An 18,305-nucleotide genomic window follows, 5' to 3' on the forward strand; every position below is an offset into this window, starting at 1 on the left:
CAAATACTCTCCATGTGGAGTATAGAGTGAAGCGATAACGCACCGTCGCCCGTCGGAGTTCATCGTGGTTTCTGAGTCGGCTGAGCTGCACAGCCTGGACAACAATCTCCTGCACGCATTGCATGCGCTGCTGACCGAGCGCACGGTCACCGGTGCGGCACACCGTCTGGGCCGTACCCAGCCGACGTTGTCGGTCGCGCTGGCCCGGTTGCGCCGCCATTTCTCCGATGATCTGCTGACCCGGGTCGGGAATCACTACCAGCTCACCCCGTTCGCGGAGCAGTTGCGGCCGCTGGTCAGTGTGGCCGTGGCCGCGGTCGAGCGAGTGTTCTCGGCGGAGCCGGAATTCGATCCGGCGAATTCCAGCCGGGTTTTCACCATTGTTTCCTCGGACTACGGAATCAGCGTCGCCGGTGCGTATCTGGTGGGATTGCTGGAAAAGCGGGCGCCCGGCGCGGGGGTTCGCTTCGAGGCGGTGACCCCGGAAGCGCTGAGCCGGGACCCGGATTTCTACCGGACCGTGGACGGCGTTTTCATGCCCCACGGGTACATCGATCTGCCGCAGTCGATGGATCTGTTCCAGGACCAGTGGGTCTGCGTCGTCGCTGCCGGCAACCAGGAAGTCGGAGACCGGCTGACCATGGACGATCTGCGCCGCCTGCCCTGGGTCACCACCTTCGGCGACCCGTTGGGGCGGACGCCGGCGTGGCGTCAGATGGAACTTCTCGGCGTGACGCCCCGCGTGTGCGCGACCGCGGAGTCCTTCCTGCCTATGTTGCAACTTGTTCGCCGTAGCGGTGGTCTCGCGCTGATGCAACGCAAGCTCGCCGCCGGGATGGCCGAGGCGGCGGGGGTGCGGATTCTGCCTTGCCCATTCGACGCGGTACCCATCGTCGAGGCGTTCTGGTGGCATCCGATGCACGATCCGGATTCCGGTCATGCCTGGTTGCGTGGCCTCCTCGCGGAGGCGAGCGCCCTGATCACCTGAACGTGACTGCCGGGCGGCGAATCAGGAATCGTTCGCGTCGATGACTTCCAGGGACGGTGCCCAGCGCGGGATCTCCGCGGTGCCGGAGGGCAGCCGGAGGCTCTTGCTGTAGCCGAACTCGTGCAGCGTTTCCAGAGCGTGTTCGCGGCCGTAGCCGCTGGCGCCCACCCCGCCGAACGGGGTCCCGGTGAACGCGCGGTGGTAGTGGTTGACGAACACCATGCCCGCGCGGATCGCCCGGCTGACCCGCAGAGCGCGCTCGGAATCACGGGTGAAGACCCCGGCCACCAGGCCGAAGTCCGTGCCGTTGGCAATGGTGATCGCTTCCGCCTCGTCGCGGAACGGGATCAAGCACACGACCGGGCCGAAGATCTCCTCCTTGGCGATGCGCATGTCCGGGGTCACGCCGGTGAACAGGGTCGGCGGTGCGTAAAACCCGTCCGCCAGGCCTGGATCGGTGGGCAGCGCCGCCTGTGCCGCGATCGTCGCGCCTTCGGCCACACCGATGTCGAGGTAGTCCAGCACCCGCTGGCGCTGTGCCGGTGTCACCATTGGACCCACGTGGGTGCCCGCGTCGGCGCCATTGCCGACTTTCAGCCGTTTCACAGCGGCGGCGTAACGTCGGGAGACCTCGTCGTAGAGATCGGCATGCACGAGGACACGGGACGCAGCGGTGCAGGCTTCGCCCTGGTTGAAAAAGCCACCCTCCACGGCCCAGGGCAGCGCCGAATCCAGGTCGGCGTCGTCGAAGAGCACCAGTGCGTTCTTGCCGCCGAGTTCCATCAGAGTGGGCGTCAGATTGTCCGCCGCCGTCTTGATCACTGCGGTCCCGGTGGCGGGAGCTCCAGTGAAGGAGATCTTGCCGACCAGCTTGTGTCCGGCCAATGCGGCACCGATCTTGCCGGTGCCTGGGACGACGTGCACGACGTCGTCCGGAAGTACGGACTGCGCCAGTTCCACGACGCGCAGCACTGACAGCGGCGCCTGCTCTGGCGGCTTGATGACCACGGCGTTTCCTGCCGCGAGCGCGGGGGCGAGCTTGCCGGCGGCGTGCAGCGGCGGCCAGTTGAACGGCACGATGGCACCGATGACGCCATAGGGTTCCAGCACGGTGACGTCCAGAATGCTGCCCGCGTCGCGCACCTGGTTGGGCATGGCTTCACAGAGACTGGCGAACAGTTCGAAGATCGCGACAGCGGCTTCCACGTCGAACCCGCGCGCCTGGGACACCGGCTTGCCATTGTCGCTGGACTCCAGCGCGGCGATCTCGTCGCCATGCTCGCGCACCGCCTGGGCGATTTTCCAGAGCCATCGCCCGCGCTCCCGTGGTGTGCGGGCTTTCCACGCGCCCTGCGCCTCATCCGCGGCACGGACCGCCTGATCCACCTGGTGCACACCGGCGCCCTGGATCACCGCGACCGGCTTCCCGGTGGCCGGATTGTCCACAGTGAACTGATCAGCGTCGTCCTCCGACGACCACCGGGTGCGCAGCACCTGACCGGGTCCAAATGTCATGGACACGAAATCCTCCTTTGTCCAACGGGTGATTGCCCACCGGTCACCGGTGGCCGGGCGCAGGGTTTCCGGGCGACGCGGCGGAACGCGGCAGCAGGTTGAGGTTCGCCGCGTTCCTACCTCTGATGGCCGCGGCGACGACGGGGTCGGACACCGCCTCGTCGACCCGCCGCACGGGGTCGTCGACGCCCATGTCGAATGGATAATCGGAGCCGAGCACGAGCTGGGTGGGGCCTGCCGCACGGATCAGGGCGTGCAGCGACTCCGGGGTGTACACCAGCGAGTCGAACCACATCCGGCGCAGGTACGTGCTCGGCAACTCACGACATCCGCTGGCTTCGGGACGGTTGAGCCAGGCGTGGTCATTGCGCCCGAGACAAGCTGGCAGATATCCGCCGCCATGTGCGATAAGCAGACGCAGCCGGGGAAACCGATCCAGCACACCGCCGAAGATCAAGTGCGACACAGCGACCGCGTGCTCCACCAGTTGCCCGACGGAATTCGACAGATACCAACGGTCCAAGCGCGCGTCGAGGGTGCAACCCCAGGGGTGAACGAAGACGACGGCTTCGAGCTCTTCGGCGCGTTTCCACAGCGGGTCCAGCCTGGGATCGGACAGCTCGATCGTCCCGTCCGGCTGATCCGGTGCGTGGGAGGAAATCTCGACACCGCGCAGTCCGCTGCGCACAGCGTGCTCCAAGGCGGCCACGGCGACCTCGGGATGCCGCAGCGGAGCCACTCCCAGACCGCATAACCGGTCCGGATAGACCGCGCAGTGCGTACGGATGCCTTCGTTGGTGGCCTGGGCCAGCTCCCACGCCAGCGCGGAATCCGCCCAGGAATGGTATTGCGTTGGCGAGACCGAGACGACCTGAACCTCAACCTGGGTCTCGGTCATCACCTCGATCCGGGTGCGCGGATCGATCAGCCGCTCCCGCCGCTCAGCGAAACGACGCTTGCTCACCGCGCTCGATTCCCGGCCCGCGCGCAGCTCTTCCAGATCCGCATACGCCGCGTATCCCGGACGATTCCGCACGAGCGCTTCGACTTCCGGCAGCCAGGCGTGCGCATGCACGTCCACGGTCGGAAACACGGAACTGCTTACCTCGCCGGGCATGGAGCGCCTTTCACCATTGCACTGTCACGCAGTCAATGCTCGGCGTTCCACCCGCGGTAAAGGAAGCCAATTTTCACGATAGGCGGTATAGATCAGTGCGATGGCGCGCTGTCCGAGACCGGATCCCCTGGCCGACGGCTCAGCCAAGACCGTCCAAGAACGGTCGGTGTGCGTTCTGGAAAGCCCAGCCGTAGTACCGATCCCAGTTCACCGACCAAGTCATCAACCCCCGCAGCGCTGGCGACGGTCCACCGCGCAAGGTGTACGACCCGCAGCCAGTCCCGTGGGCCAGGCAGGTCACGGCGGTTTGGACTTCCGCCGGGGAGACGTATCCGTTTCCTGCACTGACAGCCGCGGGCAGGCCGACGGCGATTTGGTCTTCTCGGAGGCCCGGGAAGGTCTGGCCGGTGTTCGCGACCTTGAAGCCGGACTTCAGCATGTCGGTCATCGCGATCAGGAAGTCCGCGCCGCCCATGGTGTGGTACTGGTTGTCCAATCCCATGACTGGGCCGGAGTTGTAGTCCTGGACATGCAGCACCGTCAGTGAGTCGCGCAAGGCGTAGATCACCGGCAGGTACGCGCCGGTTCGGCTGTCGCCGCCGCCTGCGCCTCCGTAGAACTGGTAGCCCACCTGGACGAAGAACGTTTCGGGGGCCATCGTCAGGACGAATTTGGCTCCGTAGCGGGCTTTCAACGTTTTCAGGGCCGAGATCAGGTTGACGATCACCGGGGTGGTCGGGTTGTGGAAGTCCGTGTCGCCCGAGTTCAGGGACAGGGACTGGCTTTCGAAGTCGACGTCCAGACCGTCGAGGCCGTATTTGTCGATGATCGCCGCGACTGAGTTGACGAAGTTGTCGCGGGCGGCGGTGGTGGTGAGCTGGACTTCGCCGTTTTGGCCGCCGATCGAGATCAGGACCTTCTTGCCTTGTGCCTGCTTCGCGCGGATCGCCGCGATGAAGTCTGCGTCGCTTTCTACCCCGGGGCATTCGGTAACCGAGCAGCGGTTGAAGCGGATGTCGCCGGAAGTTACCGACGTGGGTTCGGCGAAGGCCAGGTCGATGATGTCCCACGCGGCGGGGACGTCGGCGAGTTTCAGGTAGCCCGAGCCGTTCGCGAAGCTTGCGTGGACGTAGCCGATCAGTGCGTGTTTGGGCAGGCCGGTGCTGGTGCAGCCGCCGGTCGTGGCGGAAACCGCTGGGGTGTGGGCGGATTCGGCCTTGTCGTTGTAGGAGGTGATCGAGTAGCTGTGCGAGGTGCAAGGGGGCAGGCCGGAGAGCGTCGTGGTGGTTCCGGTGACGGTGGCGCGCAGGGTGTTGTCTTCGTAGACGCGGTAGCCGGTCACGGTGCCTGCGGCCGCGGTCCAGTTCAGGGCGATTGACGTGTTGGTGACGGTGCCGACGGTTGGCGTGCCTGGGACGCCGGGGGCACCCGGTGTGTCGCCGTCTGGGCCGTCGAGGACTACGTCGTCGGCGTAGTACGTGCCGGCGCCGTACCAGCCGTGCAGGTACAGCTCGGCGGACGTCTGGTTCGCGGTGGTGGTGAAGGACAGTGAGAGCTGGCTGTACGCGGAGGCGTTCGTCCAGGTGGAGGAGCCGCCGGTGACGCCCAGGTAGACCGGGGAGCCTTGGACCCAGGCGGAAACCGTGTAGGTCGTGTTCGGGCGCACGGAGACTGTTTGGGTGCATTGGCCCTGGTCAGAGGCACCGGGGGTGACGGCTAGGGCGTAGCTGCCCGAGTGCACTGGCGTCTTCACGGCCGCGCCTGCGGGGCAGGTCCAGCCGGAGGTCGAACCGGCTTCGAAACCGGGGTTGGCGAGCAGGTTCGCCGCCTGCGCTGGCCCGCCGACGACCAGTCCGGCTGCGGCTAGCAGGAGCGCGACGAGGAAACGAGCACGCTTCATTGCGGTTCCTCCGGTCCGATGCGACCCCCTGAGCACATATTGTCTAGACCACTCGCGGAGTTGTCCAGACCTATTGGGGCGACGAAAGTCGGCTTTCCGGTGAACTAGGCCGTGCTGTCCGGCATCAGTGCGCGGAGCAGTTCGTGCAGGGATTCCTGCTGGGCCGGGCTGAGCGGCGTCAGCGGGGAGCGCGCGTCCAGGTGGCGCAGTGCTTCGGTGCGGCGGCGTTTGCCTGCCGGGGTCAGCACGATCTGCTTGGCCCGGCGGTCCGCGGGGTGTGGCTGACGCTGGATGAGGTCCTGCTCTTCGAGCCGGTCCAGGACGAAGGTGGCGTTCGACGCTTCGCACACCATTCGGGCGGCCAGTTCACGAGCGGTGATCGGCTCGGACAGCTCGCGCAACGCGATCACCTGGCTTGGCGTCAGGCCCATCTGCTCCGCCACGCGACGCACGTGGACGTCCAGTGTGTGCGCGAGGTGGTGGACCAGTTTGCACACGTCGCGGTCCACGCCCGGAGTCCCTGCCATGCGCCCGAGTCTAGCGGAACTGATTCGAGCTGTGATAGTTCTAGTTCGAATCATTCGAACTAGAACTACTGTGGGGTGTCGTGCCGCTCTCGGTGTTTTCCTTGCTGCTCGTTGTCTTCAGCCTCACCACCGGCGAGTTCGTGATCGCCGGCATCCTGCCCGACGTCGCCGCCGGACTGTCGGTCTCGGTCGGGTCGGCCGGGCTGCTCGTCACCGCCTACGCGATCGGGATGATCGTCGGCGGGCCGCTGGTCACGCTGGCTACCGCGCGGGTGGCGCGCAAGCCGCTCATCGCTGGGCTGATCGTGGTGTCCATGGCCGGCAATCTGGGGTCGGCGTTCGCTCCGGGCTACGCGCTCGCGGTGGTGTCGCGGTTCGTCGCCGGGCTGGTGGTGGCGACGTTCTTCGCGGTCGCGATCGCGACTGTCGTGTCCATGGCTCCGCCGGGAAAGGCGGTTTCGACCATCGCAAAGGTGACCATGGGGCTGAACCTGGGCATCGTCGCGGGCAGTCCGCTCGGCACGGTTCTCGGCCATCATCTTGGCTGGCGGGCGACGTTCGGGGCGGTGGCCGTGGTCAGTGGGATCGCGTTGTTGCTCGTGCTGCGGTTCGTTCCGGCCCAGCCCGCGACCGGGTCGGTGCGCGGGGAGTTGCGGGTACTGGCTGATCGCAACGTCTGGCAGGCGATCGGCCTGACCGTGCTCGGCAACGTGGGCGTGGTGACCGTTTTTACGTATATCGCGCCATTGCTCACCGACGTCAGTGGATTCAGCAGCGAGCTGCTTCCGGTGCTGCTGGTTCTTTACGGAATCGGCGCGGTCGCGGGCAACTACCTCGGCGGGCGGTGGGCGGACCGGGCGCTGCTGCCGTCGCTGGCCTGGATGCTGGCTGCCCTGGTGGTCGCGCTGGCAGCGGCGTGGCTGGGCAGCCCGGTCAAACCGGTGATGATCGGGTTGGTGTTCGTGCTCGGGATGCTTGCCTTCGGGATCGTCCCGGGAATGCAGGCGCGGGTGATCGCCGCGGGCAGCAGCGCTCCGACGCTGGCGGTAGCGGTCAACGCGTCCGGGTTCCAGCTGGCCGCCGCGGTCGCGGGGTTGCTGGGCGGGCAGGTGATCGCCCGTGCGCCGCAGTCGATTTATCTGCTGGCCGCTCTCCTCACCGTGGTTGGCCTCGGCATCGCGCTGTACGCGCTGCGCCGGGAGCGACTGAGTACCGACTCGCGTCGGTAATTCCCCACGATCTTCGGCGTTACAGTGGCCAGGCGAGAGGGGTTGCGGCCGGAGGAGTCATGGAGCTGGAACTGCGCCACCTGCGCGCGCTCGTGGCCATCGCCGACGCGCACAGTCTCGTTCGCGCGGCCAAGGCGTTGCACGTTTCTCAACCGGCGTTGTCCGGATTGCTGCGGCGGGTCGAAAGGTCGGTCGGCGGGAGTTTGTTCGCGCGCTCGCCGACGGGATGTGTGCCGACCGCGCTCGGGGAGGACGTCGTCGCGGACGCGCGGGCGGTGCTGGCGGGGATGTCGGCGTTGACCGAGCGGGCTGGGGCGCGGCGGGAAGCGGCTGGGGCGGTTCGCCTCGGCGGGTACAGCGGGTTTCTGCATCTCGCGTTGGCGAGGTGGTTGCGGGATCAGCCGTGGTGTCCCGCGGTCCGGGTGCACGAGGAGCAGGACGAGGCCCGGACGTTGGCGGCGCTCGCGGACGGGGACCTTGATCTCGCATTGGTTTACCTTGCGCCGCTTCCGGATCGGATTGTTCCGGACGGCGTCGAGAGTGTCGTCGTGCAGGCGCGGGAGCCGGTTTTCGTGATTCTGGCCGAAGCGCATCCGCTGGCCTCTCGCGCGGAGATACCGCTGGCGGAGCTCGCCGGGTATCCCTGGGCGGACGATCCGCCGTGGACGACCCGGTGGTCGGCGTACTTGCAGGAGGTCTGCCGACAACGCGGGGTCGTGCTGGATCAGCCGCATCGGCCGCAGTGTCTGGCTACTTTGCTGGATCTGGTGCGCGAGGGCATGGCGGTCGCGCCGGCGTTGGCGACTCGGGAGGACCGGCAGGACGGGATCGTCGTGCGGGCGATCGAGGACGCGCCGCTGTGGCAGGAGCTGCGGTTGTGTTACCGGGCAGGCACGGTGGTCGCGGACCGGGCCGGCGAGATATCTCAGAAGGTGGCCCGTGATTACGCCAACCGGCAGGGGTGCAGTGCCGCGTTCGACCGCTGGTGGCACGCACTCCTGCCGGCCGGGGCCTAGACGGTGACGCGCCAGTTGCTGTTCGGCGTCGGCACCTCGAAGTTCAGCGACGAACAGCTGTAGTCGCTAGGGTTCGGGTTGGCGGTCGGCTGCAAGGGCGAGTTCGACTCCGTCGCCGGGGTCCACTGGCCGCCGATGCGCAACTGCAGCTGGCTGGATTCGAAGACCTTGCCCTTGGCGTCCGAGCAGTAGTAAGCCTGGCCGGTCGACGGGTCGACGGTCGAGTACAGCTCGAAGATGTCCCAGCCCTCGTTGAGGGTGCTCTGGTCGCTGCCGCTTTGCGAGAACAGGTCGTCCCACTTGCCGGTCTTCACGTTGTAGAGCGAAGCCGTCCAGCTGTTGGCGCTCGCGTCGGTCTGGACTTCCTGGACGGTGAACGCCGGGTGTCCGTCCACTGTGGATGTGTAGTTGGAGAGGAACGAGCTGTCCAGCGGGACTACCTTCGCCGGGCCGACCGTTCCGCACCAGTCCCAAGCCCAGACCTGACCGCCTTGGTCGAGTCCGTACGCGGTGACAACCTCGATACAGGAATGGCCGGTGGGCTTGACCGTCGGGGCGTAGACGACGTCCGCGCTGTTCGAGAGTCGCAGGTCCGGGACGACACTGTGCGTGACGAGAATTCCGTCCGCGCCGCTGGACAATTGCGGTTCGGGACCCCAGAAAGTGTGCTGCTGCGCGTCGATCCGCGGTTTGACGGAGCGGCCGGCTTTTTCGCGGCGCAGCTTGAGGAATTTGTCCGCGGCGGTCCCGGCGGCGGCTTTCGCGGCGGCACCGGTCAGCCCGGGCACCACCCCGCTGCCCGTTGCCGCGGAAACCGGCGGGCTGCCGGCGACGACGGCCGCGGCCGCCAGGGCGGAAGTGAGCAGGGCAAAGAGTTTCCGCATCGATGCATCTCCTCGTCGTGGGCGAAGGAAACGCGCGGAGGGAAAAGGGTGTCCGTCCGCGGGACACGGATATTAAGTCGGGATTTTTGGTGCTAGGCACCGACTTTCGACGGTGTGTTCCGATAAACGCAGCTCAGCGCGGGCATAGGTTTTCCCGTACGCCCGGGGTTATACCGCCAAGTGGAGCAATCAGCGGGTCTTGGCGCGGACGCGGATGCGCTCGCCCTGCTTGCCGAACATGCTGAGGATTTCGACCGGGCCCTCGCCGGTGCTGCCGAACCAATGCGGGATCCGGGTGTCGAATTCGGCGACCTCGCCAGCTTTGAGGACGACGTCGTGGTCGCCGAGCACGAGCCTGCCCTTGCCGCTGAGCACGCAGAACCACTCGTGGCCGGGATGCGTGCGCGGATCGGGTTCGCACTGGGCGGCGTCGAAGATCATCTTGAGCGACTGGAACTGCCCGGGCTGCTGGGTGAGCGGCACGACGGTCCGGTCGCTGCGCGTGACCGGCTGCAGCGGGGCGGTGCCGACCAGTTCGTCCAGCGGGACCCGGTGCGCCCGGGCGATCGGCAGCAGCAGTTCGAGGGTGGCCTTGCGCTGGCCGGATTCGAGACGGGAGAGGGTGCTGATCGAGATGCCGGTCGCGTTCGACAGTTCGTCCAGGGTGCGGTTGCGTTGCCGCCGGAAGTGGCGGAGCCGGGGTCCGACCGCTGCGATGATGTCCTCCACGCAACCCAGCATGACATTCCTGGCCGCGGGATTGAACGCAATTAGACCAACGGCTACCCGCGATCGACCGCGGACGGATGTTTCGCCGGTTCGGTCGCCCTAGCGTAGTGCGGGTGACCGGGCAGGCAGCCGTCCCCGCACCCGCGGTCGTGGGGGTTGCGGTGTTCGGGGCGGCGCGCCTGGTCTTCAACTGCGGGTCAACGGACCGAATCCAGCGCCGCGTTCACGAACGAAGCCACCTGCGGCCGCCGGTCCTGCTCGTTCCACGCGAGCACCAGCTGGCTGGGCGGAGCGTCCGCGATCGGCACGCAGACCACGCCCGGCGGGACCTGGTCGACGAGCGACCGCGGCAGTACGCCGACCATCCGTTCCAGCGAGATGAGGTGCAGCAGCTGGACCACGTCAGCCACCTCCGGGCCGGTTCCCTCGACGCCGGGCACGCCTTTCCACGACGGCAGCGTTTCTCCGTCCAAATCGGACAGCCGGACCGACGGCTGCTGAGCCAGCCGGTGCGTGCTGGGGACGATGGCCACGCGGTCCTCGGCGTGCAGGGTTTCGTGGGCAAGCCCGGTCAGGTCGTCGAACGGGACGAACAGGAGGCCGACGTCCGCGCGGCCGCTGAGGAGGAAGTCGGCGCGGTCGGCGGGGCCGCTGAAGAGGATGTCGACCTGGTGGGCGTCGGGATGGTGGGAGTATTCGGCGAGGATTCCGGACAGCAGTCCGGCGTCGCCGCCCGGTTTGAGCACCAGGCGCAGGTGGCTTTCACCGGCGCGGCGGGCGTTGCGGGCGGCGGCGCTGACCGCGTTGAGCGCGTGCCGTCCGTGTTCCTGGAGTGCCTCGCCGGCCGCGGTCAGTTCGACGTGGCGGCTCGAGCGGGCGAACAACTGCACGCCGAGCCGGGTTTCGATGCGTTGGATCGCCTTCGAGAGCGCCGGCTGGGCGATCGACAGCCGTACCGCGGCCCGCCCGAAGTGCAGCTCGCTGGCGACTGCCAGGAAGTACTCGAGTTCGCGCGTCTCCAGTTCAGCCATGCCTCCAGGTTATCGCCAAATAGCGAATCGGTCTTGGACGTCCAGCCGGAACCCGGGCAAAACTTGAAGCATGATCACGCACACGATGATTGTTTCGTTCGACCAGCCGCTACCCGACGGCGAGCTGGATCAGTACCTCAGCGATATCGAACAGGCCATGCTGGCGACCGGGTTCGCCGAGTCGGTCGAAACTCGCCGCCACCTGCCGATCCCCGGGGAAGACGCCATCCCGGCGCTGATCGCGACGGCGATCGTCCAGGTCACCCTCGCCGACCTCGACACGCTGGCCAAGAGCTTCACCGCACCTGAACTGCACGAGGTGATCGAGAAGTGGCAGGCGCGGCATTCGTACCGCGTGGCCTGGGCGAACCACGAGTCGCTGTCGTGAACCGGCGACGCGGGCTCGTCACCGGGGCGGGCAGCGGGATCGGCCGCGCGGCGGCGATCGAGTTCGCGCGCACCGGGGCAGCGGTGGCCGTGCTGGACATCGACGCGGCGGCCGCGGCGGAAACCGTCGAGTTGATCAAGAAGGACGGTGGGGAAGCGCTGGCGGTCCAGGTTGACATCGGCGACGAGTCTTCAGTGCAGGCCGGGGTGAAGCAGACGGTCGAGGCGTACGGCGGGCTCGACTTCGCGGTGAACAACGCCGGGTTGTCGTCGCACAAGCGCGTCGACCAGCTGACTCTCGCCGAGTTCGAGCGCGTCGTGCAGGTGAATCTGTCCGGGACCTTTCTCTGCATGAAGTACGAGCTGCCGCACCTGAAGGGCGGCGCGATCGTGAACGTCGCGTCCAACGGCGGGTTGTACGCGATCCCGAACGCGCCGGCTTACGTCGCGTCGAAGCACGGGATTGTGGGCCTGACCAAGGTCGCGGCGGTCGACTACGCGGCGCACGGCATCCGCGTCAACGCGGTGTGCCCGGGGCCGACGCGGACGCCGGGGTTCGACAAGTGGGCTGGCGACCCCGGCATGATCGCCCGGCAGGAAGCGATCACTCCGCTCGGCAGGCTGGCGACTCCGGAAGAAGCCGCCGCGGCCGTGGTCTGGCTTTGTTCGGACGCCGCGTCGTACGTCACCGGCACGACGTTGTCGGTCGATGGCGGGCGACGGGCCTAGAGTTCGTCGGCCAGGAGCTTGGCGGTTTCCGCGGGGGATTCGACGGGGAAGTGATGGCTGCCGAGGTCGACCAGTTCGATCCGGATCCGGTCGCCATAGCGGTCGATCGCCTCCTTGGCGATGATCGAGCGCACGGCGTACAGCACGACCGGCGGGGCGATCTCGCGCAGCGCCGCGTCCATGTCCCAGCGTGCGAGGCCTTCGAGCGCGTGCAGACCGGCGGGCTGACGTACGGAGCCCATCTTCTTGACATATGAGTCCACTAAGGACGGATCGGTGCCTTCTGGCGAACCGGCTTCGACCATTCCTCGCATCGCTCCGGTGAAGTCCTCGCGGAACGGCTGCAGCAACGCTTGGACGTCTTCCTCGCTCTGTGCGGGGAACAAGCCCAAGTAGTGCAACGCATCGAGCGCGAGCACCCGGGTGACCGTGTCCGGAAGCAGCCGGGCGGTCTCGACCGCGACCGCTCCGCCAAGCGAATGCCCGGCTACGACAGTGGATTCGACTGACTCGGCGGCCAGCACAGCGGCTACGTCGCGAGCAAATTCCTCGATGGTCCACGTGTCGCGAGACGACCGTGAGTCGCCGTGTTCGGCGAGGTCGACGGCCAGCACGCGGATCTCGGGCGGGAGGTGCTTGACGATCGCGTCGAAGTCCCCGCGGTCGCAGCCCCAGCCGTGGATGAGCGTCAGTGCGGGCCCGTCGGCGGAACCGGTTGCGGTGTAATGGATTCTCGTGCCGTCCGGGCGGGTGGTTTCGTGATTCACGGGTAGTCCCTCAGAAAGCGCGGTGGTAGCGGACGGGCCAGGCGTCTTTGGACTGGTTGCGCAGGGCGAGGTACGGGTCGCGCAGCAGCGAACGGCCCATCAGCACGGCATCGGCCTTGCCCTCGCGGATGATCTGGCCCGCGGCCGCCAAGTCCGTGATCTGTCCGACCGGCGCGACCGCCAGCCCGGACGCTTCCTTGAGCGCGGCGGCGAACTCGACGTTCACGCCTTCCCGGTTCGGCGGCCGGGCGCCTCGATCGCGCACGAGCACGCCGGAGGTCACGTCGAGCAGGTCGATCCCGATCGCCGCCAGTTCCTTGGCGAACTCCGCGGCGTCGTCGAGCGCGATGCTGTCCTCGACCCAGTCGGTGGCGGTGATGCGGACGAACACCGGTTTGTCCTGCGGGAACGCCTCCCGCACGGCGCGGGCCACGCGCAGCGGGAAGCGCATCCGGTTCCGCGGGCTCCCGCCGTACTCGTCGGTGCGCTGATTGGACAGCGGCGACAGGAACTGGTGCAGCAGATAGCCGTGCGAGGCGTGGATTTCGACAGCCTGGTAACCGGCCAGCTCGGCCATCCGGGTCGCGTGCGCGAAATCCTCGACGACCTGGTCCAGGTCGGCCGCAGTGGCCGGGCGGGGCATCGCCAGGTCGCCGAACGGGATCGCCGACGGCGCGATCAGCTCCCAGCCGCCGTCGGCGACCGGCACCGGTCCGTTCTGCCCGTCGCCGACCCACGGGACCTGGTGCGATCCCTTGCGGCCGACGGCGTTCAGCTGCACCGCGGGCACCGCGCCGTGGCCGGCGACGAACGAAGTCAGCTTCCGGTGCGCGAGCGCCTGCTCCTCGTTCCAGAGTCCGAGGTCGGCGGCGGTGCACCGGTTGCCGGGGCTGATCGCGGTGGCCTCGACCATGACTAGCCCGACGCCGCCGATCGCGCGGGGGCCGTAGTGCGCCAGATGCCATTCGGTCGGCAGCCCGTCCGGGCCCGCCGCGTACTGCGCCATCGGGGACATCCAGACGCGGTTGCGGAAGATGACGTCGCGCAAGCGCAACGGAGTCGTCTCCGGGAACTCACTCATGCCACAACACGGTACGCGTCATTCCGCAATGCGGCACGTGTTGTGTCAGCTTTCGGCGAGCAGGCGGCTGACCTCGGCCGCTGCCGCCACGACCAGCGGCGCGAAGGTCTTCTCCTGGGCGCGGGTGTAGCGCGTGTCAGGAATCGCGAGGGTGATCGTCGCAGCTGGCCGTCCGGCCGGGTCCGTGATGGCCGCGCCAATCGACGACACCTGCGGGCGGTACCACGACGAGGACCCGTTGAGCGCGTACCCGCGTTTCGCGGTCAAGGCGATGTCGCGGCGGAGGGCGACGAAATCCGGTGCCGGGTTCTGGGCGAACTCGGGAAGTTCGTGGGTGAACAGCTCCTCGACCTCGGATTCGTCGAGCCGCGCCATGATCGCCGTGCCGCCGGAGGTGGCCAGCAGCGGGACACGCGTGCCGACATCCAGCACGACCCGCACGACCTGGTCGGTGTGCTGAGTGGCGATGACGACGAGGTTGTCGCCGTCGCGTTCGGCCAGCATGACGGTCTCGTTCGTCTCCGCGGCGAGCCGTTTGACGACCGGGTCGGCCAGCTCCTTGAGGTCCGGCTTCCCGCAGTCGCGCAGACCGAGCGCCAGCACGCGCGGCGCGACACCCCAGCGCGAGCGTTCGGCGTCCACGACTTTCAGCCATCCTGCCTGCTGAAGCGTGATCAGCCCGCGCTGCACGGTGCTCTTCGGGATCTCCGTGCACCGCGCCAGCTCCGAGACGCCGATGGGCTGTCGCTGGGCGACTTCCTCGAAGACTCGCAGCGTGCTGAGGACGCTGTTCATCGTCCGGACCCCGCTGGCTGGCTTCTCGGGCTCTTCGTCGTGCATGTGCCTCATCGTGGCACAGCGATACGATGAAGCCTCGCGGCGCAGGGGGAGGAAGCATGACGGAACCGTGGCAGTGGAGCGAGCAAACCTGGCGGGGTCACGTCGAGCGCGTGCGTGCCGGGCGGCCGCTGCGGCCGGACTCCTGGCCGGGCGGGGCGCGAGTGGCCGTGGCGTTGTCGTTCGACTCCGACCACGAGACGATCTCGTTGCGCGACGGCCACGTGCTGCCGGGCAAGCTCTCGCAAGGCGAGTACGGCTCGCGGGTCGGCGTGCCGCGGGTGTTGAAGCTGCTTGAGCGGTTCGGGGTGCCGTCGACGTTCTTCATGCCCGCGGTGTCGGCGTTGCTGCACGACGGCGAGGCACAGTCCTATGTGGATGCTGGGCACGAAGTCGCGTTGCACGGCTGGATCCACGAAAGCAACGCCCAACTGCCGCCCACCGCTGAACGTGACCTCACCTTCCGGGCCGCCGACACGCTGGAGCGGCTCACCGGCACGCGTCCGGTCGGCATCCGCACGCCGTCCTGGGACTTCTCCGAAAGTTCCCTCGCGATCATCCGCGAACTGGGCCTCGCCTACGACTCCTCGTTGATGGCGGACAACGGCTGCTACGAGATCCTCGCCGACGGCGAACCGACTGGCATCGTCGAGCTTCCGGTGGAATGGATCCGCGACGACGCGCCGTACTTCACGATGAACCGCTTCGGCTCGCAGCGTCCGTACACCCCGCCGCGGGAAGTGCTGCCGATCTGGCGCGACGAGTTCGACCTCGCCTTGGCCGAGGGCGGTCTCTTCCAGCTCACGATGCACCCGCACATCATCGGGCATCGTTCCCGCATCACGATTCTCGCCGAGTTGCTGGAGCACATCGCTTCGCACGACGGGGTTTGGTTCGCGACGCACGCGCAGGTCGTCGATTACGTGTCATCGCCGATGGATGACAGCCACGACAATCCCGATCGCCGCGGCTAACGCTCCGGCCAGGACGAACGTCGTCCCCATCCCGACGGCGTCGATCACCGGTTGCGCGATCAGCGGCGAGGAGAACTGGCCGAGGAACAACGCGGAGGTCAGCAATCCAAGCGCCCTGGTCCGTACCCCGGGGGACGCGGTGGAAACCAGCCAGCCGTTCACGGTCGGGTTCTGCAGCCCAATGCCAAGTCCGACTACGACCATGCCCAGCGCGGCCGTCCACAATGCACTCGCGGTACCGAGGACGACCAGCCCGACGGCGAACGCGGCGAACATCGCGATGGCCAGCGCGGGGAAGGACCAACGGGCCCGCAGTCGGCGGAAGTTCAGGCCCACCAAGGTCATCACCAGATTGACCGCGGCGATCAAGGCTCCCGCGACCGCCGGTCCCGCGCCGCCGACTTCGGCCAGCCAGAACGGTGCCTGTGTCGGAACGGTGTAGAAGACGACGACGCCGATGAAGATCAGCGCGTACAGCCCGAGCAGCCGTGGTTGCCACGGCGACGCGGCCGTGGTGGTGTCCGCCGGATCGGTCGGCTGAACGGGCGCGTCTGGCACGAATCGCAGCACGAGCACCAGCATCGGAATCGCGAGCAGGTAAATGGCGAACGGCCCGCGCCAGTCCAGCGCGGCCAGCAAGCCGCCGAGCAGCAGCGCCACGACGCCGCCGAAACCCATTGCCGCGCCTTGCAATCCGAGCACGCGTCCGTGTTCCTCGGGGTCATGGTGGTCGGCGATCAGCGCGGTGGACGTGGTCATGATCCCGGCGATGCCGATCCCGAGCACGGCCCGTCCGACGAGCAGCGCGGGGAGCGAGTCCAGCAGCAGACCGGACCCGCCGCCGACGGTGTAGAGGGCGAGGCAGGCGAGCAGCAGCGGCACGCGTCCGGTCCGGCCGCTCAGCTTGGCGAGCAACGGCGCGGAGACCATGATCGCCAGCCCCGGCAATGTCAGCACCAGCCGGACGAGAAGTTCCGCGTGCGGTTCAGCGGCGAAGTGCTGCTGCATGCCTGGCAACGCGGGTGTGATCGTGGCACTGGCCATGATGGTCATGGTGCTGACGCCGAGCAACGTCGCCAGCAGAGATCTCGGTGGGCGCCGCACTCCGGCGTCAGTCGTTTCGGTCACGACGCCGAAGGTAGAACTTCAACTTAACTTGAAGTCAATGCCGAGATCGCGTGCCGGGTATGCCTAGCCCTACCTCCGAGACTACGGGCAAGCCGATCGAAACCGGGCAGCACGCTGGCTAACCTGGATCTCGTGGCTACCGTCTCGACAACCGCGAAACCGCGTACTGTGCTGGATGCTTTGTCGCATCGGAAATTCCTGATTTCCTCCTGGCCTTGGCGGGCGCTGCTGTACGGGCTCAGCACCGGCCCGATGGCGCTGCTGTTCGGCCTTCCGTTCGGGTTCTGCCTGCTTCCGCTCGCGGTGCTGGTCAGCCGGGTCGTGCACGGGCAGACGTCCGATCTGGGGCTGGTCGCGGCGTTCTCGGTGTTCGGCATGCTGCTGTTCCTGAGTGCGGGCCCGGCGTGGGCGGCGGTGGTCGCCGGGGTCGAACGGCAGCGGTTGCGTATGGTCGACCTCAACCCGGTGACCGTCCCGTTTGGACCGATCAGTGAACCGGGCTGGTGGCCCCGAATGCGGACGCGCTACACCGAACCGGCGGCGTGGCGTGAACTCGGGTACGCGGTGCTGTTGTGCACCGCGATTCCCGCGCTGTACTCGGTGGCTGGCATGGTCGCGTTGTTCGCGGCCGTTCTGGTGGCGAGTCCGCTGCTCGTCAACGAGAACGACACGATTTCCGTTGGCTTCACTGAGGTTTCCACCCCGGGCGGTGCGGTGCCGTACGCGTTGGCTGGGGTGGTGCTGCTCGTTCTGTCCGGCTATCTGCTGTCCGGGTTCGCTGGCCTGCACGCGATGCTGGCGCGTTCGCTGCTCACCGACGGGGCCGCCGAGAAGCTCCGCGGCGAGCTGACCGAGGTGTCGCAATCGCGGACCCGGCTGCTGTCGGCGTTCGACGCGGAACGCAAACGCATCGAACGCGATCTGCACGACGGCGCGCAGCAGCGGCTGGTCGGGCTGAGCCTGCAGCTCGGGCTCGCGAAGGTCGATCTGCCACCGGATTCCGCGGCGGCGAAGGCGGTGTCGGACGCGCATGACCAGGCCAAGAAGCTGATGGTCGAGTTGCGCGAGCTGATCAACGGCATCCATCCGCGCGCGCTCGCTGAACTCGGCTTGCCTGCCGCGTTGGAGGAGCTCGCCGACGGATGCGCGGTGCCGGTCACCGTGGACGTGGCGGTGCCGGTGCGGTTGCCGGAGTCGGTGGAGTCCACGGCGTACTTCGTGGTGGCCGAGTCGCTGACCAATGTCGCCAAGCATTCCGCGGCCAGTTGCGCCTCGGTGACCGCCGGAATTGTCGGTCGGGTGCTTACCATTGAGGTATGGGACAACGGAGCGGGCGGTGCTGAGCCGTCGCGCGGCACAGGGATCACCGGGTTGAGCGATCGGGTCGCCGTGCTGGGCGGCCGGATGTGGGTGCGCAGTCCGGTCGGCGGGCCGACCGTCGTGCGAGTGGAGCTGCCGTGCTGAGG

Annotated in this window: 18 protein-coding genes; 7 read left to right on the plus strand and 11 right to left on the minus strand. The window is 67.6% G+C overall.

Annotated features, from left to right (window positions below; translation table 11 throughout):
- Positions 1–64: 64 nt before the first annotated feature.
- Complete coding sequence (locus DMP23_RS39375) at positions 65–988, plus strand: LysR family transcriptional regulator (RefSeq protein ID WP_337824021.1); 924 nt, start codon at positions 65–67, stop codon at positions 986–988.
- 21 nt (positions 989–1,009) lie between these two features.
- Here DMP23_RS39375 and DMP23_RS39380 read toward each other — a convergent pair whose 3' ends face one another.
- The 4 genes from DMP23_RS39380 to DMP23_RS39395 form a co-directional block, all read right to left on the minus strand.
- The gene (locus tag DMP23_RS39380) at positions 1,010–2,482 is read right to left on the minus strand and encodes an aldehyde dehydrogenase family protein (protein WP_337824022.1); all 1,473 of its coding nucleotides are present in this window, start codon (positions 2,480–2,482) and stop codon (positions 1,010–1,012) included.
- 64 nt (positions 2,483–2,546) lie between these two features.
- Complete coding sequence (locus DMP23_RS39385) at positions 2,547–3,596, minus strand: amidohydrolase family protein (RefSeq protein ID WP_337824023.1); 1,050 nt, start codon at positions 3,594–3,596, stop codon at positions 2,547–2,549.
- 163 nt (positions 3,597–3,759) lie between these two features.
- The gene (locus tag DMP23_RS39390; RefSeq protein WP_337824024.1) at positions 3,760–5,520 is read right to left on the minus strand and encodes a chitinase; all 1,761 of its coding nucleotides are present in this window, start codon (positions 5,518–5,520) and stop codon (positions 3,760–3,762) included.
- A gap of 104 nt (positions 5,521–5,624) precedes the next feature.
- Positions 5,625–6,047, minus strand: coding sequence for a MarR family winged helix-turn-helix transcriptional regulator (locus tag DMP23_RS39395; RefSeq protein ID WP_037811147.1), 423 nt, complete (start codon positions 6,045–6,047; stop codon positions 5,625–5,627).
- An 80-nt stretch (positions 6,048–6,127) separates the two neighbouring features.
- Between DMP23_RS39395 and DMP23_RS39400 the strand changes: the two genes are divergently transcribed.
- Positions 6,128–7,276, plus strand: coding sequence for an MFS transporter (locus DMP23_RS39400; RefSeq protein WP_337824025.1), 1,149 nt, complete (start codon positions 6,128–6,130; stop codon positions 7,274–7,276).
- 59 nt (positions 7,277–7,335) lie between these two features.
- Positions 7,336–8,292 (plus strand): LysR family transcriptional regulator, encoded by a 957-nt coding sequence (locus tag DMP23_RS39405; RefSeq protein ID WP_337824026.1) that lies wholly within the window; start codon positions 7,336–7,338, stop codon positions 8,290–8,292.
- Here DMP23_RS39405 and DMP23_RS39410 read toward each other — a convergent pair.
- The 3 genes from DMP23_RS39410 to DMP23_RS39420 all read right to left on the minus strand — a co-directional run bounded on the left by DMP23_RS39410 (position 8,289) and on the right by DMP23_RS39420 (position 10,936).
- Complete coding sequence (locus tag DMP23_RS39410) at positions 8,289–9,176, minus strand: carbohydrate-binding protein (RefSeq protein ID WP_337824027.1); 888 nt, start codon at positions 9,174–9,176, stop codon at positions 8,289–8,291. The two genes, DMP23_RS39405 and DMP23_RS39410, sit on opposite strands and share 4 nt — an antisense overlap.
- Before the next feature lie 189 nt (positions 9,177–9,365).
- The gene (locus DMP23_RS39415; protein WP_205670053.1) at positions 9,366–9,905 is read right to left on the minus strand and encodes a helix-turn-helix domain-containing protein; all 540 of its coding nucleotides are present in this window, start codon (positions 9,903–9,905) and stop codon (positions 9,366–9,368) included.
- Positions 9,906–10,102: 197 nt separating this feature from the next.
- Positions 10,103–10,936 (minus strand): LysR family transcriptional regulator, encoded by an 834-nt coding sequence (locus DMP23_RS39420; protein ID WP_037811154.1) that lies wholly within the window; start codon positions 10,934–10,936, stop codon positions 10,103–10,105.
- A gap of 70 nt (positions 10,937–11,006) precedes the next feature.
- Between DMP23_RS39420 and DMP23_RS39425 the strand changes: the two genes are divergently transcribed.
- Together DMP23_RS39425 and DMP23_RS39430 are read left to right on the plus strand one after the other, a co-directional pair.
- The gene (locus DMP23_RS39425; protein ID WP_134665135.1) at positions 11,007–11,324 is read left to right on the plus strand and encodes a hypothetical protein; all 318 of its coding nucleotides are present in this window, start codon (positions 11,007–11,009) and stop codon (positions 11,322–11,324) included.
- The gene (locus DMP23_RS39430; protein ID WP_337824028.1) at positions 11,321–12,052 is read left to right on the plus strand and encodes an SDR family NAD(P)-dependent oxidoreductase; all 732 of its coding nucleotides are present in this window, start codon (positions 11,321–11,323) and stop codon (positions 12,050–12,052) included. Before DMP23_RS39425 ends, DMP23_RS39430 begins: the two co-directional genes overlap by 4 nt.
- On the opposite strand, the gene DMP23_RS39435 is transcribed toward DMP23_RS39430, so the two are convergent.
- Genes DMP23_RS39435 through DMP23_RS39445 form a run of 3 tightly spaced genes read right to left on the minus strand, consistent with a single transcriptional unit; the run spans position 12,049 to position 14,740 of the window.
- Positions 12,049–12,819: an alpha/beta fold hydrolase gene (locus DMP23_RS39435; RefSeq protein WP_337824029.1), complete on the minus strand. Its 771-nt coding sequence runs from the start codon at positions 12,817–12,819 to the stop codon at positions 12,049–12,051. The genes DMP23_RS39430 and DMP23_RS39435 overlap by 4 nt on opposite strands.
- A gap of 10 nt (positions 12,820–12,829) precedes the next feature.
- Positions 12,830–13,900 (minus strand): NADH:flavin oxidoreductase/NADH oxidase, encoded by a 1,071-nt coding sequence (locus tag DMP23_RS39440; RefSeq protein ID WP_337824030.1) that lies wholly within the window; start codon positions 13,898–13,900, stop codon positions 12,830–12,832.
- A gap of 45 nt (positions 13,901–13,945) precedes the next feature.
- A complete protein-coding gene (locus DMP23_RS39445; RefSeq protein WP_337824031.1) occupies positions 13,946–14,740 on the minus strand; it encodes an IclR family transcriptional regulator in 795 nt (264 codons plus the stop codon).
- A 56-nt stretch (positions 14,741–14,796) separates the two neighbouring features.
- Between DMP23_RS39445 and DMP23_RS39450 the strand changes: the two genes are divergently transcribed.
- Complete coding sequence (locus tag DMP23_RS39450; RefSeq protein ID WP_337824032.1) at positions 14,797–15,711, plus strand: polysaccharide deacetylase family protein; 915 nt, start codon at positions 14,797–14,799, stop codon at positions 15,709–15,711.
- Here DMP23_RS39450 and DMP23_RS39455 read toward each other — a convergent pair.
- A complete protein-coding gene (locus tag DMP23_RS39455) occupies positions 15,664–16,839 on the minus strand; it encodes an MFS transporter (protein WP_037811161.1) in 1,176 nt (391 codons plus the stop codon). The genes DMP23_RS39450 and DMP23_RS39455 overlap by 48 nt on opposite strands.
- Positions 16,840–16,971: 132 nt before the next feature.
- On the opposite strand from DMP23_RS39455, the gene DMP23_RS39460 reads away from it, so the two are divergent.
- Positions 16,972–18,303, plus strand: a complete 1,332-nt coding sequence (locus tag DMP23_RS39460) for a sensor histidine kinase (RefSeq protein WP_337824033.1) — start codon at positions 16,972–16,974, stop codon at positions 18,301–18,303.
- Positions 18,304–18,305: the final 2 nt, after the last annotated feature.

The organism is Amycolatopsis sp. A1MSW2902, assembly GCF_017312175.1.
Classification (GTDB): domain Bacteria; phylum Actinomycetota; class Actinomycetes; order Mycobacteriales; family Pseudonocardiaceae; genus Amycolatopsis; species Amycolatopsis nivea.

Excerpts from the sequence above, each read along its gene's own strand:
- DMP23_RS39440 (WP_337824030.1), bottom strand. The coding sequence starts at position 13,900 with ATGAGTGAGTTCCCGGAGACGACTCCGTTGCGCTTGCGCGACGTCATC.
- DMP23_RS39395 (WP_037811147.1), bottom strand. The coding sequence starts at position 6,047 with ATGGCAGGGACTCCGGGCGTGGACCGCGACGTGTGCAAACTGGTCCAC.
- DMP23_RS39390 (WP_337824024.1), bottom strand. The coding sequence starts at position 5,520 with ATGAAGCGTGCTCGTTTCCTCGTCGCGCTCCTGCTAGCCGCAGCCGGA.
- DMP23_RS39425 (WP_134665135.1), top strand. The coding sequence starts at position 11,007 with ATGATCACGCACACGATGATTGTTTCGTTCGACCAGCCGCTACCCGAC.
- DMP23_RS39445 (WP_337824031.1), bottom strand. The coding sequence starts at position 14,740 with ATGCACGACGAAGAGCCCGAGAAGCCAGCCAGCGGGGTCCGGACGATG.
- DMP23_RS39410 (WP_337824027.1), bottom strand. The coding sequence starts at position 9,176 with ATGCGGAAACTCTTTGCCCTGCTCACTTCCGCCCTGGCGGCCGCGGCC.
- DMP23_RS39405 (WP_337824026.1), top strand. The coding sequence starts at position 7,336 with ATGGAGCTGGAACTGCGCCACCTGCGCGCGCTCGTGGCCATCGCCGAC.
- DMP23_RS39420 (WP_037811154.1), bottom strand. The coding sequence starts at position 10,936 with ATGGCTGAACTGGAGACGCGCGAACTCGAGTACTTCCTGGCAGTCGCC.
- DMP23_RS39450 (WP_337824032.1), top strand. The coding sequence starts at position 14,797 with ATGACGGAACCGTGGCAGTGGAGCGAGCAAACCTGGCGGGGTCACGTC.